The following is a 17,080-nucleotide window of genomic DNA, read 5'->3' as shown; positions in this document are numbered from 1 at the left end:
CGGAGGGTCCCATACGGACTCTGCCGCCGGTTTCTGCATACATATAAAACAGGAGAGAAAGTCAGATCCGGAGAGGGGGACCAGGATATGGCAGGCATGACACTGCTGGCGGCAGACCAGCTGGACTGGTACGTGGGAAAACCGTGGGCGATGATCATCGATGTGCGGAACCGGCGGGAATACGAAAAAGGGCATGTGAAAGGAGCGGTGAATCTTCCCTATGACCATCTGCTCGAACGGGTCTGTCTGCCGCGGGACAAAATTCTTGTGATCTGCTGTGAGCGGGGTGCCGCGAGCATGGCGGAGGGAAAGCGGCTGGCGGAGAACGGATACGAGGTCAAAACGGTCATCGGCGGAATGCATGCATACCGCGGACGATATCTGGTGGCGGGAGAAGAGCTGTAATGGGGCGGCAATCCAACATTTCTTCTTGTCAAGCGGGAAAAGATACGGTAAGATGAAACAGAAAACAATACAAAACCAAACCACAAAACGAAAGAGAGATCACGATATGAAATACATGTTTGCATCTGATATTCACGGTTCTGCCTATTACTGCAGAAAAATGCTGGAAGCCTTCGAGGCAGAGGGCGCAGGCCGCCTGTTTCTGTTAGGCGACCTTCTCTATCACGGCCCGAGAAACGATCTTCCAAAAGAATACGCACCGAAACAGGTCATCGCCATGCTGAATGAGAAAAAACAGTACCTCACCAACGTGCGCGGAAACTGCGACGCAGAAGTAGATCAGATGGTACTGGAGTTCCCGGTGCTGGCAGATTACGGCATCCTGATCGAGGGAGGCCATACCTTCTATATGAGCCATGGCCACATCTACAATGAGCAGAATCTGCCGCCGCTGATGGATGGAGATATCTTCCTGTACGGCCATACCCACGTCCTGCGTGCCGAGAAAAAAGGCGCACACACCTTCCTGAACCCGGGTTCTGTATCTCTGCCGAAAGAGGGCAATATCCCGACCTATGCAATCCTCGAGGACGGCGTATTTACGATCAAAGGCTTTGACGGCACCGTCGTAAAACAGCTCACATTATAAGAGGGGACGGGAGAGTATGGAATTATATGAACTGATCGCCCCGTGCCACTTCGGCCTGGAGGCGGTGATGAAACGTGAAATCCTCGACCTCGGCTACGAAATCGAGCGCGTGGAGGATGGAAAAGTAACGTTTCTTGCAGATGCAGAGGGAATCGCCTACGCCAACCTGTTCCTTCGCACGACAGAGCGTATCCTGCTCAAAGTAGGACAGGTCCACGCCGAGACGTACGATGAACTCTTTGAAGCGACAAAAGCGCTCCCGTGGGAGAAATTTATCCCGAAAAACGGAAAGTTCTGGGTAACGAAGGCAAACTCCATCAAGAGTAAGCTCTTCAGCCCGTCCGATATCCAGTCGATCATGAAAAAAGCGATTGTCGAGCGATTGAAACAGGTCTACCACATGGAGTGGTTCCCGGAGGACGGTGCACAGTACCCGATCCGTGTTTCGATTTTAAAAGACGAGGTTACGATCGGACTCGATACCTCCGGCGTTTCCCTTCATAAGAGAGGCTACCGCAAGCTGACCGCGAAAGCGCCGATCACCGAGACCCTTGCCGCAGCACTTATCATGCTGACTCCGTGGAAGGGTGACCGGATTCTTGTCGATCCGTTCTGCGGAAGCGGTACATTTCCGATTGAGGCGGCCATGATGGCGGCCGATATTGCACCGGGTCTCAACCGTTCTTTCCTTGCGGAGCAATGGACGCACCTCGTGCCGAAAAAATGCTGGATGGATGCGGCGGAGGATGCACGCTACCGGATCCGGAACGATATTGAGACAGATATTCAGGGCTTTGATATCGACGGAGATGTCATCAAGAGTGCCAGAGAGAACGCAAAGCTGGCCGGTGTGGATCACCTGATCCATTTCCAGCAGCGTCCGGTTGCCGAGCTGTCGCACCCGAAAAAATACGGTTTTCTGATTACCAACCCGCCGTACGGTGAGCGCCTGGAGGACAAAAAAGATCTTCCGGCCCTGTATCAGACATTAGGAGAGCGGTACCGCGTTCTCGATTCCTGGTCGATGTATCTGATCACGAGCTACGAGGATGCCGAGCGGTATCTCGGCAAAAAGGCGGATAAAAACCGTAAAATTTACAATGGAATGCTGAAAACCTACTTTTACCAGTACGCGGGACCGAAGCCGCCGCGCCGGGAAAAAGAACAGAAATAATACAAATGGAGGAGCAATGCCGAATGATTTTTGGCGTTGCTCCTTTTTGATAACAAAAATTAAAAGAAAAATTTTAGAAAGGTTTAATATTTCCTTGAAATCACTGCGCTACTGTGCTAAACTGTCCTCATGCGAAATTTTTTCATCAAGCGGAGGAAACCATGAACGGACAAGAGATCAGAGACAGGCTGCTGCATTCCTACGAGAGGAGCTACGATATCGTAAAGCCGTCCGAAGTAAACGGCCATACATACGATGCCTGTGCAAGCTACCACGAGAGCGGCGCAAAATACGTGCTCTCAAAGAAAGCAGAGCTGTGGAGGATCAGCTGTCATGAGCATGCGTATTTTAAAACGGTGGAAGAACTGAACGACCAGGACGTCGAAACATTTCTGACGGACCTGACAGAATGGATAGAGCCAAAGGTGGTTCGCGAGGGGAAGGAAGTACCGGATACCGACCACATGTACACGCTGGTCACTGGTATTTTTTTTGCGGACAAACCGGTTGCGGACAGCGTAAAGAAGAGAATCCGAAAATATAAGTATTATAAAAATTACCGGTTTTCTTTGAGAGGCTACTGTCAGGTGCGGCTGCTCGTCTTTGATACGGCAGAACAGAAAGTGTTTGGAAACCGGGCGGCCTGGGAATTGGTAAAGGGATATGCTAAGATGTTCCGGTCTTAGTTATCTATAAATTTATTCTGCCAAAAAGAGGGAGGAAAAAACAAATGAATAGTATTCTTGTACTGGTTGTCGGAATCGGCATTTTGATCGCCGGATACGTATTCTACGGAAAATGGCTTGCCGAGCAGTGGGGCGTTGATCCGAAACGGAAAACCCCTGCATTCACCGAGGAGGACGGTGTGGACTACGTTCCTGCCAAAGCTCCTGTCTTAATGGGACATCACTTCTCATCCATCGCAGGCGCAGGCCCGATCAACGGACCGATTCAGGCCGCTGTCTTTGGATGGGTTCCGGTTCTTTTATGGGTACTCATCGGCGGTATTTTCTTTGGAGGCGTTCACGATTACGGTGCACTGTTTGCGTCCCTGCGCCACAAAGGACAGTCTATCGGTGAGGTTATCGCAGACACGATGGGAAGCAAAGCGAAAAAGCTCTTTATCGTATTTGCTTACCTGACCTTGATTCTCGTTGTCGCAGCATTCGGTTCCATCGTTGCCAATACCTTCAAGGCAGCCTATACCGAGAGCGGCGCTGTCGATGTGGCAGCAAGTTCTGCAAATGCAACAACCGCTATGATTTCCATTCTGTTCATCGTACTTGCCGTTGTGTTCGGCTTCATGGTATACAGAAAAAATGTATCTCTTGGCGTTTCCACCATCGCAGGCATTGCAGCAATCGTTGTCTGCGTTGTTGTTGGATTAAACTTCCATCCGATCTATCTCTCCGAGACAGCATGGATGGTGATTGTTGGTATCTATATCACCGTAGCTTCCGTTGCGCCGGTCTGGATTCTGCTTCAGCCGCGTGACTACTTAAGCTCCTTCCTTCTGTACTTTATGATGATCGTAGCCATTGTCGGTGTCATCGGAAGTGCTCTGATGGGCCATGCATCCCTGGATATCCCGGCATTCACCGGATTCAAAGATACGCTGGCTCCGACCGGAAGTTCTCTTGGATTTATGTTCCCGGCCCTGTTCGTAACCATCGCCTGCGGAGCAATTTCCGGATTCCATTCACTCGTTGGTTCAGGAACTACATCGAAACAGCTTGACAATGAGAAAAATGCCCGCCCGATCGCATACGGCGGTATGCTGATTGAGTGTGCACTTGCAATCGTATCTCTGTGTGCAGTCGGCTACATCTGGTCCAGATACGCAGACGGAACCACCGTTGTTCCGACCGCTGTATTTGCAACCGGTATCTCCGAGATGGTAGCAACCATTCCGGGACTTGGCGGATCGACCCATGTACTGTACTCTCTGCTGGTTCTGACTGTATCGGTATTCTGCCTGACTTCTCTGGATACCGCAACCCGTCTGGCAAGATACATGTTCCAGGAGTTCTGGCTTGAGCCGGGACAGACTTACAAAGAGGCAACCGGCTACAAAGCCGTTCTGACCAATCCGGTTGTATCAACCGTTATCACTGTAGTACTCGGCATCGGCCTTGGCCTGACCGGTTACTCCAAAATCTGGCCGCTGTTCGGTGCATCCAACCAGCTGCTGGCAGCCATCGGACTTCTTGCTGTTGCCACCTGGCTCGGAAAAGTCGGCAAAAACAACAAAATGTTCCTGTTCCCGATGGTATTCATGCTGATCGTAACCATCACATCCCTTGTACAGACCCTGATCGCAAACTTCAAGGGCCTTGGCGCAGGCGTTGGCATCGGCTGGTGCGTAGCACGTATCGTGCTGGCAGGCCTGCTTGTCATCCTGGCGCTGATCCTGGCTTTCGATGGATTCAAGACTCTGGCAAATCAGAAAAAAGCAAAATAATGTGTGATTACAAAAAAAGGCTCCCGGATAAAAACGGGGGTCTTTTTTTGTGACAGGGTTCTTGTGTTTGCGTCACACATACGGTATAATGATCGCAAGTTATTTCAGCGTGAAAGAAGGAAAACGGTTATGAAAAAAATTGTATTTGCAACAGGAAACGCCGGCAAAATGAAAGAAATCCGTGAAATCCTTGCGGATCTGCCGGTGGAAATTTATTCGATGAAAGAAGCCGGCATTTCGGTCGAGATCGATGAGAACGGCAAAACCTTTGAGGAGAATGCAAAAATCAAAGCACAGACCGTTGCCGGATGCACAGACGGCGGCATGATCGTGCTGGCGGATGACTCCGGTCTGGAAGTGGATGCCTTAAACGGCGAGCCTGGTGTCTATTCGGCAAGATATATGGGAGAGGATACGTCCTACCGCATCAAAAATCAGAGCCTCGTTGACCGCCTGGAGGGCGTGCCGGTGGAAAAAAGAACGGCACGATTCGTCTGTGTGATTGCAGCTGCCTTCCCGGATGGAACAGTCTGTACCACCAAAGGAACGATCGAGGGAAAAATCGGTTACGAGGAACGCGGGGAGAACGGTTTTGGCTATGACCCGATTTTCTATCTGCCGGATATGAGCCGCACGACCGCAGAACTTTCTCCGGAAGAGAAAAACGCAGTCAGCCACAGAGGAAAAGCACTGGCGGCGATGAAAGAACAGATTGCATCATATTTGAAATAAGAAGAGGGAAGAGAATGAGTATGAAATTTCTGATAGTGAGCGATACCCATGGACGGATGTATAACCTCGAGGAGGCCATGGAACGTGAGGAGTTCGACGGCATGATCCACTGCGGTGACGTGGAAGGGATGGATGACCTGATCAAATCCAAGGTAAACGGCCCGTGCTATATGGTCATGGGAAATAACGACTGGTTTTCAAACCTCCCGGCGGAGATTCAGGTGAACATTGATGATTACCGTGCTTTTATCACACACGGTCATAACTACGGCGTATCGCTCGGCCTGGAGGGAATCTATGCGGAGGCGCTTTCCAGGGGTGTGGATATCGTACTGTTCGGCCATACGCACCGGCCGGTCGCAGAAAAGCGTGGAAATCTCTGGATTGTCAATCCGGGCAGCCTCACGTATCCGCGTCAGATGGGAAGAAAACCAAGCTATGCCATGCTGACGATCAACGAAGAGCATGAGCTTTCGGTGGAAATCAAGTATCTGGATTAAAAAACGGGTCGAAAAAGGGCGGAGAACAGCCCAAAATCGAATGAATTATCGCAACTAACATGACTATTCCAAAGAAAACAGGGTAGTACCGGAGCAGGTTCTGACTAATCCTTAAAAAGTTTGTCAAAAAAATACAATTTAGGTGTTGACAGATGAGAAAAGATATGATAAGATCTCTTTGTTGTCCGGTGAGAGCAAAACAACACAAAAACATTTTGAAAAAAATGAAAAAAAGTGTTGACAAACCGAAAACAATGTAATATAATAAATCTTGCGTCGAGCGCGAAAGGGTTAAACGCAAATCGGGAAACCTTGTTTACGGGGTGTGGCTCAGCTTGGCTAGAGCGCCTGGTTTGGGACCAGGAGGTCGCAGGTTCGAATCCTGTCACCCCGATGTCGTGCGGGTGTAGTTCAATGGTAGAACACCAGCCTTCCAAGCTGGATACGTGGGTTCGATTCCCATCACCCGCTTGCTGCTACGATTTTGTAGAAGCTGTGTGCTTGTAGCTCAGTTGGATAGAGCAACGGCCTTCTAAGCCGTGGGTCGGGGGTTCGAATCCCTCCAAGCACGCTTCACTAAAATTAAATAGTGAAAAAAGACTGTAAGTCGTAATTATGGTGGGTATAGCGCAGTTGGTTAGCGCGCCAGATTGTGGCTCTGGAGGCCAAGGGTTCGAATCCCTTTATCCACCCTGCCAGCAAGGCGAAACATTGGGCTATCGCCAAGCGGTAAGGCACAGCACTTTGACTGCTGCATTCGCTGGTTCGAATCCAGCTAGCCCAGTTGGATGCAAAAGTATACGGAGCATTAGCTCAGTCGGTAGAGCACTTGACTTTTAATCAAGTTGTCCGGGGTTCGAATCCCCGATGCTTCACTAAATAACCCGTAGAAAACGCCCATGGAGGTTTTCTATGGGATTTTTCTTTTTCTCGAAAAAATAATATGCGGTTATGACGGAATTGGCAGACGTGCAGGATTTAGGTTCCTGTGCCTTTCGGCGTGTGGGTTCGAGTCCCACTAACCGCAGAAAAATCCACAGTAGTAAAATGACAAAAATCAGATTCTAAATAATTGCAGCAAAAATATTCGCGCATCAAATATCTTAAAAACTCCAAACAGAACCGAAAATCAAATAGAGAATAGATAGAGGAAAAATGGTATGACAAGAGAAAAGTATGAGTCATTGCCTTTGAGCACGCTGAAAGCGCTGGCAAAATCCAGAAACATGAAGGGGATTTCCACCCTGCGGAAAGAAGCGCTGATTGAGCGGATGCTGGAAGAAGATCAGAAAGAAAACCAGAAAAACATGGAAGAGCCGACGGTTCTAAAAGAGGAAAAAAAGACGGAAACTGTACAGGATCAGAATCAGGAACCGCAGGAAAAGCGGGAGGACGGTATGGAGCGCCAGAATCGGGAAACCTCGGAAAACGGCACCGCGCGCCCGTACCAGAGACCGCGGTATGTCCGCCGGGAAGAGCGCAGTGAAAACGGAGAGCGCCAGGAGTACCGTCCAAGAGCGCCGCGTTTCAATGAGCGTAGATTTCAGGAACCACGGAATTATAATCAGAATAACCGTGAGGAAGAGCAAAGACAGGAGCCGTGTCAGGAAGCAGGGCAGGAAATGAGACAGGAGCCGCTGCGTCAGGAAGCAAGACCAGAGACGAGACAGGAACCGCGTCAGGAAACCAGCACGCTCGACAGCGGCCAGGAGGCCTGCGGCATCCTCGAGGTCATGCCGGACGGATTTGGATTTATCCGCTCCGACAACTATATGCCGGGCGACAGCGATGTCTACGTTTCCCCGTCCCAGATCCGCCGTTTCGGACTGAAAACGGGAGATATCATCCGCGGAAACACGAGAGTAAAGTCCGCAACCGAAAAATTCAGCGCCCTTTTATACTTAAAGAGCGTCAACAATCTGCCGCTCGACCAGATCATGCGCCGCGGCAATTTCGAAGATATGACACCGGTCTTCCCGGATGAGCGGCTGCGCCTTGAGCGCCCGGGCGGAAGCATGGCGATGCGGATCGTGGATCTTGTAAGTCCGATCGGAAAAGGCCAGCGAGGCATGATCGTCTCCCCGCCGAAAGCCGGAAAAACGACGCTTTTGAAGGATGCGGCAAAATCCATCCTGCGGAACAACCCGGAGATGTATCTGATCATCCTTCTGATCGACGAGCGGCCGGAGGAGGTCACCGACATTAAAGAAGCGATTCAGGGATCGAATGTGGAAGTCATCTATTCCACCTTCGATGAGCAGCCGGAGCACCACAAACGCGTGTCCGAGATGGTCATTGAGCGCGCGAAACGTCTTGTGGAGAGTAAAAAAGACGTTACGATCTTCATCGACAGCATCACACGTCTCGCCAGAGCTTACAACCTGACCGTTCCGCCGAGCGGCCGTACCCTTTCCGGCGGTCTCGATCCGGCAGCACTCTACATGCCGAAACGGTTCTTCGGCGCGGCCAGAAACATGCGCGAGGGCGGAAGCCTGACGATTCTTGCAACGGCGCTTGTGGACACCGGAAGCAAGATGGACGATGTCGTTTACGAGGAATTCAAAGGCACCGGAAACATGGAACTCGTGCTCGACCGGAAACTGCAGGAACGCCGCGTCTTCCCGGCCATCGACATAGCCAAATCGGGAACAAGAAGAGAAGATCTGCTTCTGACACCAGATGAGCAGGAGGCCGTTTACAATATGCGGAGGGCATTAAACGGCATGAAATCCGAGGAAGCCGTGGAAAATATTCTGAACATGTTTGCCCGCACCAGAAACAACGGCGAACTGATTCAAATTTTAAAGAAACAAAAAATAGTATAAGGCTTGCAATTTTCAAAATTGTGTGATACAATGAGAAAGCTGTGCAAGGTTGATGAGATTTTGTCAGCCTGAAATACGAAATCATCAGAGTAAATCTGAGAAGATAACAATATTAAGAAGAGGTGAATAAAATGAGAGAAGGAATCCATCCAGAATACCATCAGGCAACTGTTACCTGCAACTGCGGAAATACTTTTGTAACAGGTTCTACCAAGAAAGAGATCCACGTTGAGATCTGTTCTAAATGCCATCCGTTCTACACTGGCCAGCAGAAAGCTGCTGCAGCTCGTGGACGTATCGAGAAGTTCAACAAGAAATACGGCATGAAATAAGAATTGAATCAAGCAAGATGAAAAACGGGCTGAGGTTGGAAGATCTCAGCCCGTTCTTGCGTTACGGATGCAGAAAATCCCCTTTGAGGAGGTAAACGTAAATTATGAAATCATCCAATATTGGCGGCCAGGCCGTGATGGAAGGCATCATGATGATGAACAAGGACCGCTATTCCGTCGCAGTACGCCGGCCGGACGGGGAGATTGAAGTTAAAGTAGAGCAGCACAAGCCGCTGACGAAGCACAAGGAGCTCTTAAAAGTTCCGATTCTGCGCGGCGTCTTCAGCTTTGCCGATTCGATGATCGTCGGCATGAGTTCCCTTATGTACTCCGCTTCGTTCTATGAGGACGAGGAGGAGGAAAAGAAAAAGCCGGCGACGAAAGAGGAAGAGGAGCAGCAGAAAGCGAAAAAAGAAAAGACAGACAGGCTGATGATGTACGGAACCGTCACATTTTCCGTTGTCATCGCCGTCGTTCTCTTTCTGATGGTGCCGTACTTCCTGTCCGAACTGCTGCACAAAGCGGGAGCCGGAACGACACTGACCGCGGTGGCAGAGGCCTTTGTGCGTGTGGCACTGTTCCTCGGCTATCTGGCAGCCATTTCCCGTATGGAAGACATTCAGCGCGTGTTCATGTACCACGGCGCCGAGCATAAATGCATCAACTGCGTTGAGCACGGTCTGGAACTGAACGTGGAAAACGTCTTAAAGAGTTCCCGGGAGCACAAGCGCTGCGGAACGAGCTTTCTGATGTACGTCATCGTCATCAGCATCATCTTTTTCATGTTCATCCGGGTCGATTCCCCGCTGCTGAAAATTGTGATCCGCCTGCTTCTCATTCCGGTGATCGCGGGCGTTTCGTATGAAATTATCCGCCTGGCGGGAAAAAGTGACAATAAACTGGTCAACCTGATCAGTAAACCGGGCCTGATGCTGCAGCGCCTGACGACGCGCGAGCCGGATGCCGAGATGGCAGAGGTTGCGATCGCCGCTGTGGAGGCTGTGTTTGACTGGAGAGCGTACCTGAACGAAAACTTTGGTTATACGTACCCGGCCAAAACCGAAAAGAAAGAACATGAGGAGCCGTGACCGATGAGTGTGCACGATAGAAAAAACTTGAAATCTGCACTGGAATCCGCTATTCTGTACTTACAAAAGCAGGGGGTGGAGGAAGCCCGGCAGGACGCATGGCTTTTACTGGAGCATGTCTGCGGGATCAGCCACAGCACCTACTTTGTACACAGTGAAGATGAAATGCCAAAAGAACAGCAGGAGCAGTACGAAGCGCTGGTCAGAAAGCGCGGCGAACACATTCCGCTGCAGCAGCTGACCGGAGAGGCGTGGTTCTACGGAATCCCTTTTTTTGTGAATGAGCATGTACTGATTCCGCGGCAGGACACCGAGATTCTTGTGGAGGAAGCGCTCCGCGGCCTTCCAAAAGATGCACGGATTCTCGATCTCTGCACCGGTTCGGGATGCATTCTCATATCGCTTCTTGTGACGAGAGAGGACTGCACTGGAATCGGCGCGGATCTCTCCGAGAAAGCCTTACAGGTTGCGGAAAAGAACGGCGCACAGGCGGGCGGACGGGCATCGTTCGTAAAGAGCAACTTATTTGAAAACATCGAGGGAACCTTCGATGTGATCGCAAGCAATCCGCCGTATATCCGCACGGATGTGATTGAAACGCTGATGCCGGAGGTGCGCGACCATGAGCCGCGGATGGCACTCGACGGCAGTGCGGACGGTCTTGTCTTTTACCGGAAGATTACAGAGCAGGCAGGAAGCTATTTAAAAGAGGGCGGAAAGCTCTGTTTTGAAATTGGATACGATCAGGGAGATGAAGTGCGGGAGCTGATGGAAACCCACGGCTTTGCCGATGTACAGGTTCTGAAAGATCTGGCAGGCCTGGACCGCGTGGTGACCGGTATCTGGCACAAAAAACCCTGACAGAAATGAATTTTAATTTTGACACCATAATGACATCATAAACAGACGAAAACAGCAAAAAGGAGCAGTCATTTTATGTTTGATAAACTTGATGATATCCTCATGCGTCTCGAGGAGGTACTGAATCAGTTAAGCGAGCCGGACGTCGCTGCCGATGCGGCGAAGTTCCAGAAGCTGATGAAGGAGCAGGCAGAACTCCAGCCGATCGCAGACGCATATAAGGACTATAAAACACAGAAACAGACCATCGAAGAGAGCCTGATGCTTCTTGAGGAGGAATCCGACGAAGAGATGCGCGAAATGCTGAAAGAAGAGCTCTCCGATGCGAAAAAACGCGTAGAGGAGCTGGAGCAGGAGCTCAAAGTCCTGCTTCTGCCGAAAGACCCGAACGATGACAAGAACGTTATCGTAGAGTTCCGCGCAGGTGCCGGCGGAGACGAGGCGGCACTCTTTACCGCAGAAATCTGCCGTATGTACATCAAATACGCAGAGAGCCGCGGCTGGAAAACAGAGCTGACCAGCGCCGATGAAAACGGAATCGGCGGCTTTAAAGACGCAACACTTCTGATCAACGGAGCAGGCGCGTACTCCCGGATGAAGTACGAGAGCGGCACGCACCGCGTACAGCGTGTGCCGGAAACCGAGTCCGGCGGAAGAATCCATACCTCAACCATGACCGTAGCGATCATGCCGGAGGTGGACGACGTCGAAGTACAGATCGACCCGAAAGATTACAAATTCGATGTATTCCGTGCTTCCGGAAACGGCGGCCAGTGTGTCAATACGACCGACTCAGCAGTCCGTCTGACCCACTTCCCGAGCGGCATCGTCATTTCCTGCCAGGATGAGAAATCACAGTTAAAGAATAAGGACAAGGCACTGAAGATTCTGCGTGCCCGTCTGTACGACTTAGAGCAGCAGAAACAGCACGATGAGATGGCCGAGCTTCGAAAGAGCCAGGTCGGAACGGGAGACCGCTCCGAGAAGATCCGTACGTACAACTTCCCGCAGGGACGTGTGACGGATCACAGAATCAAATTGACCTTATACAAACTGGACGCCATCATGAACGGCGATCTGGATGAAATCATCGACAGTCTGATTGCAGCCGATCAGGCCGCAAAGCTGAGCAGCATGCAGGAAGAAGCATAATAATAAACGCTGCGAATCACGATTGGTCTACAGGATCGATTGCTGATAGAATAAACAAGAGAAAAAAGGGGAAAAGAGAAAGGGAAAACGCTATGAAGAAAACAGCACTTGTGATCATGGCAGCCGGAATCGGCAGCAGATTTGGAAAGGGAATCAAACAGCTTGAGCCAGTAGGACCAAACGGGGAGATCATCATGGATTATTCCATCCACGATGCACTGGAAGCCGGCTTCAACAAAGTAGTTTTCATCATCCGCAAGGATCTGGAGAAAGATTTCAAGGAAGTCATCGGCAACCGCATCAGCAAAATCACAGAGGTGGAATATGCATTCCAGGAGCTCGATGATCTGCCGGCAGGCTTTGCAAAACCGGAAGGCCGTACCAAACCGTGGGGAACCGGCCAGGCCGTTCTTGCCTGCAAAGGTCTTGTAAAAGAGCCGTTTGCTGTTATCAATGCTGATGACTATTACGGAAAAGAGCCGTTCGTAAAACTGCACGACTACCTCGTACAGGAGCATGATGTGGATGAAGTTATGCCGATCTCCATGGCAGGATTCGTGCTTGGAAACACCTTAAGTGACAACGGCGGTGTTACAAGAGGTGTCTGCGTCGTTGATGAAAACGGAAACCTGACCGGTGTCAACGAGACGAAAAACATCGTAAAGACCGCAGAGGGCGCAGGCGTTGAAAAAGAAGACGGAACGGTTGATCCGATCGACAAAAACTCCCTTGTTTCCATGAACATGTGGGGACTGCAGCCGGAGTTCATTGATCTTCTGGAGAAAGGCTTTGTTGAATTCCTTTCTGCACAGAAAGAGGGAGATGTAAAAGGCGAGTACCTCCTTCCGATCTACATCGACGAGCTGCTGCACGCAGGAAAAGCAGAAGTAAAAGTTCTTCCGACCGACGCAGAGTGGTTCGGCGTAACGTATCAGGAAGACAAAGCTTCCGTAACAGAAGCATTCCGCAAACTGATTGCGGACGGCGTATACAGCGAGAAGCTGTACGACTAATTACGATATTTTGTTATTTGAGTGAATAACCAGAAAAAGCGTGTTTGAATGATTGCAAAAAATTTCAGACACGCTTTCTGCCCGAAAGGGGAAAGGAGCATACCATGGGTAAATATTTTGGAACAGATGGATTTCGCGGAGAAGCAAACATTGATCTGACGGTTGAGCATGCATATAAAGTGGGAAGATTCCTCGGATGGTATTTCGGAAAAGACCACAAAGCACAGATCGTCATTGGAAAAGACACCAGACGCTCCAGCTACATGTTCGAATATTCGCTGGTAGCAGGACTGACCGCATCGGGAGCAGACGCTTATCTGCTGCACGTAACGACCACCCCGAGCGTTTCCTATGTTGTCCGTACCGAAAACTTTGACTGCGGAATTATGATCTCCGCCAGCCACAACCCGTTCTATGACAACGGAATCAAAGTGATCAACGGCCTGGGACAGAAACTGGAAGCCGACATCGAAGCGCAGATCGAAGCCTACATCGACGACGGAACACCGAAGATCCCGTTCGCAACGAGAGAAGACATCGGACGCACCGTGGATTTTGCAGCCGGAAGAAACCGCTACATCGGACATCTGATCTCGATTCCGACAAAATCCTTTAAAAACATGAGAGTCGGACTCGACTGCTCCAACGGAAGTGCCTCTTCCGTAGCCAAGAGCGTGTTTGATGCCATCGGCGCCAAGACATATGTGATCCACAACGAGCCGGACGGAACAAACATCAACCGCGGCTGTGGTTCCACCCACATCGAAGAGCTTCAGAAATATGTAAGAGAGAAACACCTCGATGTCGGATTTGCCTACGACGGAGACGCAGACCGCTGCATCGCTGTCGATGAGCTGGGAAATGTGGTAGACGGAGACCTGATCATGTACGTCTGCGGTAAATACTTAAAAGAAAAAGGCCAGTTAAACGGAGATACGATCGTGACCACGATCATGTCAAACCTCGGTCTTTACAAAGCGTGTGACCGCGCCGGTATCCGGTATGAGAAGACGGCAGTCGGCGACAAATTCGTGTGCGAGAACATGATGGCAAACGGCTATTCTCTCGGCGGAGAGCAGTCCGGTCACATCATTTTCAGCAAGCACGCGACGACCGGTGACGGAATCCTGACCTCCCTGATGGTGATGGAAGTGCTGATAGATAAGAAACTCCCGCTCAGCACCCTGACAGCCGAGGTAGTGATTTACCCGCAGCTCTTAAAGAATGTCCGCGTGGCAAACAAAGCAGCTGCAAAGGCCAACCCGGCAGTACAGAAAGCAGTAGAAGACGTAGCAGAGGCCCTGGGCGATGACGGACGCATCCTCGTAAGAGAGAGCGGCACCGAGCCGGTGATCCGTGTCATGGTGGAAGCACCGGACGACGCAACGTGTGCAAAATACGTAGACCAGGTTGTTTCTGTGATGCATAAAGAAGGACTTGTGACAGAATGAAAAAAAGACTGGTAATCTTTTTTCTGGCGGCGGCAATGGTGCTTGGCGGCTGTGAAAATAAAAATTCAAAGCTTTATAAAAAGGGCATCGAGGCGCTCGAACAGAAGGACTACGTAACGTCGATTGCGATGCTGGAGGGAGCCGTAAAGGCAGGCGACCGAATGGCGGAGAGCTACCGGTCGCTCGGCATCGCTTATCTGAAAAGCCAGGAGTATGACAAGGCAAAAGAGGCTTTCAAGAGCAGTCTTTCGAGCATGAAGCACAAAGACGCGGAGTTTTCGCGCGATGTCATGTATTACGAGGCGGAAACCTGCGTACAGGCCGGAGATCTGGATGGAGCCATTGAGATCTGCACCAATATTCAGGAAGAAAAGGTCGATGCCGATGCGCTGTTCCTTAGGGGACGCGCGTACTTCCTGCAGAAGAATTACGAGCAGGCGAAGGTGGATTTTGATGCGGCAGTGGAGACGAAGGAGAGCTATCAGCTCTGCCTTGACATTTACGAGCTGTATCAGGAGAGCAGTATGAAGGCGGACGGAGACCGTTACCTCGAAGCGGCAGTGAAGATTGAGCCGAAAACGACCGAGGATTATTATAACATCGGCTGCGCATACTACTATCTGGAGGAGCAGGACGAGGCGGTCAAAGCGTTCTCGAAGGCAATGAAGGACGGCAGCAGCGCGGCGATGGAAATGCTCGGCGAGGTTTACCTTTCCAATGGTCAGAACGACGAGGCGAAAGCACTGTTTTCTTCGTATCTTTCGACAGATGGCTTTGCGGCGGCAGCAAACAACGGGCTGGCGCTCTGCGCACTTGCGGAAAACGACACGGACAGTGCACTCTCGTATATCGAGGAAGGACTCAAAACGGCAGAGGATTCCAACCGGGAAAATCTGCTGTTCAACCAGATTGTATCCTATGAAAAACGGGCGGATTTTGATACCGCGAAGTCGCTGATGGCGGATTTTCTGGCAGCATACCCGGAAAACACCGCGGCGCAGCGGGAAAATACGTTTCTCCAGAACCGATAACAGACGGAGGAAGTTGGATTGTTTGATTTAAGAGAAGAACAGGAGCGCGTGATTCTGGTCGGCGTACAGGAAAACGGCGGCGCAAACGCAGAAGAATCGCTCGACGAGCTGGCGGAACTGGCCAGCACCGCCGGTGCGAAGGTGGAGGGCCGCCTGGTGCAGGTGCGGGAGGCCATTCATCCGGGAACGTACATCGGAAAAGGAAAATTAGAGGAATTGAAAATTCTGGTGCGCGCCTGCGATGCGACGGGCATCATCTGCGACGATGAGCTCTCCTCGATCCAGTTAAAAGGGCTGGAGGAAGCACTGGAATGCAAGATCATGGACCGTACGCTTTTGATCCTGGATATCTTTGCGGCGCGCGCCGTGAGCAGCGAGGGTAAAATCCAGGTTGAGCTGGCCCAGTTAAAGTACCGTGCGTCCCGACTTTCCGGCCTTGGCACATCGCTTTCCCGTCTCGGCGGCGGAATCGGTACGAGAGGACCGGGAGAGAAAAAGCTGGAAACCGACCGGCGCCTGATCCGCACGCGTATTACGCAGTTAAAACGTGAGCTTGAGGAAGTACGCCAGCACAGAGAGCTCCTTCGTGAAGGCAGAAAACGTTCCAAAATCCCGGTAGCGGCGCTCGTAGGCTATACGTCAGCGGGAAAGAGCAGTCTTTTAAATGCACTGACAGGATCGGAAATTCTGGCAGATGCAATGCTGTTTTCCACGCTGGATACGACGACGCGGTCACTGACCCTTCCGGATGGACAGGAAATCCTGCTGACCGATACGGTTGGATTTATCAATAAGCTGCCACATCATCTGATCGATGCATTCCGCAGTACGCTGGAGGAAGCACGGTATGCCGACTATATTCTCCACGTTGTGGATACGTCAAATCCGCAGATGGAGCTGCAGATGCAGGTCGTGTACGATACGCTGCGGGAACTGAAAGTTGAGGACAAAAAGATCGCCACCCTGCTGAACAAGCAGGATAAGCTTCTTGCCCCGGTGGTTGTAAAAGATTTCCGGGCAGACGCGAGCCTTGCGGTCTCTGCCAAAACAGGACAGGGACTCGAAGACCTCAAAAATTTACTCTCCTCGTGGATGATGGAGGGAAAAATCTATATCGAGCGCCTCTATCCGTACGATAAGGCGGGAACGATTTCACTGATCCGCGGATACGGAATTCTGCTCGAAGAAGAATATCTGCCGGAAGGCATCCGCGTAAAAGCCTATGTACCGAAGGATATCTATCCGATGGTATAGAGGTATGGCAAGCGGGCTTAAAAACGGCAGTACATCCCTTTAAGCGCCGTACAGCGCCGAAAAATGGAAGAGACAGAACACAAGTAAAAGTACCATATCTAGTGATGTTAGAAAATTTTACACTAGATATGGTACTTTTTACTATTGACGGG

At 50.8% G+C, this 17,080-nt stretch carries 16 protein-coding genes and 7 tRNA genes; all 23 read left to right on the top strand.

Annotated features, from left to right (window positions below):
• The first annotated feature begins 87 nt into the window (after positions 1-87).
• The 23 genes from DXD02_RS09405 to hflX all read left to right on the top strand — a co-directional run bounded on the left by DXD02_RS09405 (position 88) and on the right by hflX (position 16,928).
• Entirely contained in the window at positions 88-405 is a 318-nt protein-coding gene (locus DXD02_RS09405; protein WP_022462633.1) for a rhodanese-like domain-containing protein, read from the top strand.
• Between the two features lie 106 nt (positions 406-511).
• Positions 512-1,054 (top strand): phosphodiesterase, encoded by a 543-nt coding sequence (yfcE, locus tag DXD02_RS09400; RefSeq protein ID WP_118666766.1) that lies wholly within the window; start codon positions 512-514, stop codon positions 1,052-1,054.
• Positions 1,055-1,070: 16 nt separating this feature from the next.
• On the top strand, positions 1,071-2,228 hold the full coding sequence (locus tag DXD02_RS09395; protein ID WP_118666765.1) for a THUMP domain-containing class I SAM-dependent RNA methyltransferase: 1,158 nt from the start codon (positions 1,071-1,073) through the stop codon (positions 2,226-2,228).
• Between the two features lie 161 nt (positions 2,229-2,389).
• Positions 2,390-2,914, top strand: a complete 525-nt coding sequence (locus tag DXD02_RS09390) for a hypothetical protein (RefSeq protein ID WP_118666764.1) — start codon at positions 2,390-2,392, stop codon at positions 2,912-2,914.
• Positions 2,915-2,958: 44 nt separating this feature from the next.
• Positions 2,959-4,689 carry a carbon starvation CstA family protein gene (locus DXD02_RS09385; RefSeq protein ID WP_118666763.1) on the top strand — a complete coding sequence of 577 codons (1,731 nt, stop codon included), beginning with the start codon at positions 2,959-2,961 and terminating at the stop codon, positions 4,687-4,689.
• A 129-nt stretch (positions 4,690-4,818) separates the two neighbouring features.
• Positions 4,819-5,421, top strand: a complete 603-nt coding sequence (locus DXD02_RS09380; protein WP_118666762.1) for an XTP/dITP diphosphatase — start codon at positions 4,819-4,821, stop codon at positions 5,419-5,421.
• Between the two features lie 14 nt (positions 5,422-5,435).
• Positions 5,436-5,921: a metallophosphoesterase family protein gene (locus DXD02_RS09375; protein ID WP_022462627.1), complete on the top strand. Its 486-nt coding sequence runs from the start codon at positions 5,436-5,438 to the stop codon at positions 5,919-5,921.
• 319 nt (positions 5,922-6,240) lie between these two features.
• Positions 6,241-6,315: transfer RNA gene (locus DXD02_RS09370), tRNA-Pro, on the top strand.
• Between the two features lie 6 nt (positions 6,316-6,321).
• Positions 6,322-6,392, top strand: a tRNA-Gly gene (locus DXD02_RS09365).
• 26 nt (positions 6,393-6,418) lie between these two features.
• Positions 6,419-6,492: transfer RNA gene (locus tag DXD02_RS09360), tRNA-Arg, on the top strand.
• Between the two features lie 47 nt (positions 6,493-6,539).
• Positions 6,540-6,613, top strand: a tRNA-His gene (locus DXD02_RS09355).
• 20 nt (positions 6,614-6,633) lie between these two features.
• Positions 6,634-6,705, top strand: a tRNA-Gln gene (locus DXD02_RS09350).
• Positions 6,706-6,723: 18 nt separating this feature from the next.
• Positions 6,724-6,796, top strand: a tRNA-Lys gene (locus DXD02_RS09345).
• Between the two features lie 70 nt (positions 6,797-6,866).
• Positions 6,867-6,948: transfer RNA gene (locus DXD02_RS09340), tRNA-Leu, on the top strand.
• A gap of 133 nt (positions 6,949-7,081) precedes the next feature.
• Entirely contained in the window at positions 7,082-8,746 is a 1,665-nt protein-coding gene (gene rho / locus DXD02_RS09335) for a transcription termination factor Rho (RefSeq protein WP_118666761.1), read from the top strand.
• 131 nt (positions 8,747-8,877) lie between these two features.
• Positions 8,878-9,078, top strand: a complete 201-nt coding sequence (rpmE, locus tag DXD02_RS09330) for a 50S ribosomal protein L31 (RefSeq protein WP_022462139.1) — start codon at positions 8,878-8,880, stop codon at positions 9,076-9,078.
• Positions 9,079-9,182: 104 nt separating this feature from the next.
• A complete protein-coding gene (locus tag DXD02_RS09325; protein WP_055227021.1) occupies positions 9,183-10,166 on the top strand; it encodes a DUF1385 domain-containing protein in 984 nt (327 codons plus the stop codon).
• 3 nt (positions 10,167-10,169) lie between these two features.
• Positions 10,170-11,027 (top strand): peptide chain release factor N(5)-glutamine methyltransferase, encoded by an 858-nt coding sequence (gene prmC, locus DXD02_RS09320; RefSeq protein WP_022462137.1) that lies wholly within the window; start codon positions 10,170-10,172, stop codon positions 11,025-11,027.
• Positions 11,028-11,102: 75 nt separating this feature from the next.
• On the top strand, positions 11,103-12,179 hold the full coding sequence (prfA, locus tag DXD02_RS09315; protein WP_022462136.1) for a peptide chain release factor 1: 1,077 nt from the start codon (positions 11,103-11,105) through the stop codon (positions 12,177-12,179).
• Between the two features lie 92 nt (positions 12,180-12,271).
• Positions 12,272-13,192, top strand: coding sequence for a nucleotidyltransferase family protein (locus DXD02_RS09310; protein WP_117813198.1), 921 nt, complete (start codon positions 12,272-12,274; stop codon positions 13,190-13,192).
• Positions 13,193-13,296: 104 nt separating this feature from the next.
• Positions 13,297-14,643, top strand: a complete 1,347-nt coding sequence (glmM, locus tag DXD02_RS09305) for a phosphoglucosamine mutase (protein WP_118666768.1) — start codon at positions 13,297-13,299, stop codon at positions 14,641-14,643.
• Positions 14,640-15,674: a tetratricopeptide repeat protein gene (locus DXD02_RS09300; RefSeq protein ID WP_118666760.1), complete on the top strand. Its 1,035-nt coding sequence runs from the start codon at positions 14,640-14,642 to the stop codon at positions 15,672-15,674. The genes glmM and DXD02_RS09300 overlap by 4 nt, the downstream gene beginning before the upstream one ends.
• Before the next feature lie 18 nt (positions 15,675-15,692).
• On the top strand, positions 15,693-16,928 hold the full coding sequence (hflX, locus tag DXD02_RS09295) for a GTPase HflX (protein WP_118666759.1): 1,236 nt from the start codon (positions 15,693-15,695) through the stop codon (positions 16,926-16,928).
• The last annotated feature ends 152 nt before the right edge of the window (positions 16,929-17,080 follow it).

This window comes from Blautia sp. TF10-30 (assembly GCF_003481245.1).
Taxonomy (GTDB): Bacteria; Bacillota; Clostridia; order Lachnospirales; family Lachnospiraceae; genus Fusicatenibacter; species Fusicatenibacter saccharivorans.
The sequence above is the reverse complement of the archived record's forward strand: the minus strand, read 5'-3'. Positions and strand labels throughout refer to the sequence as shown.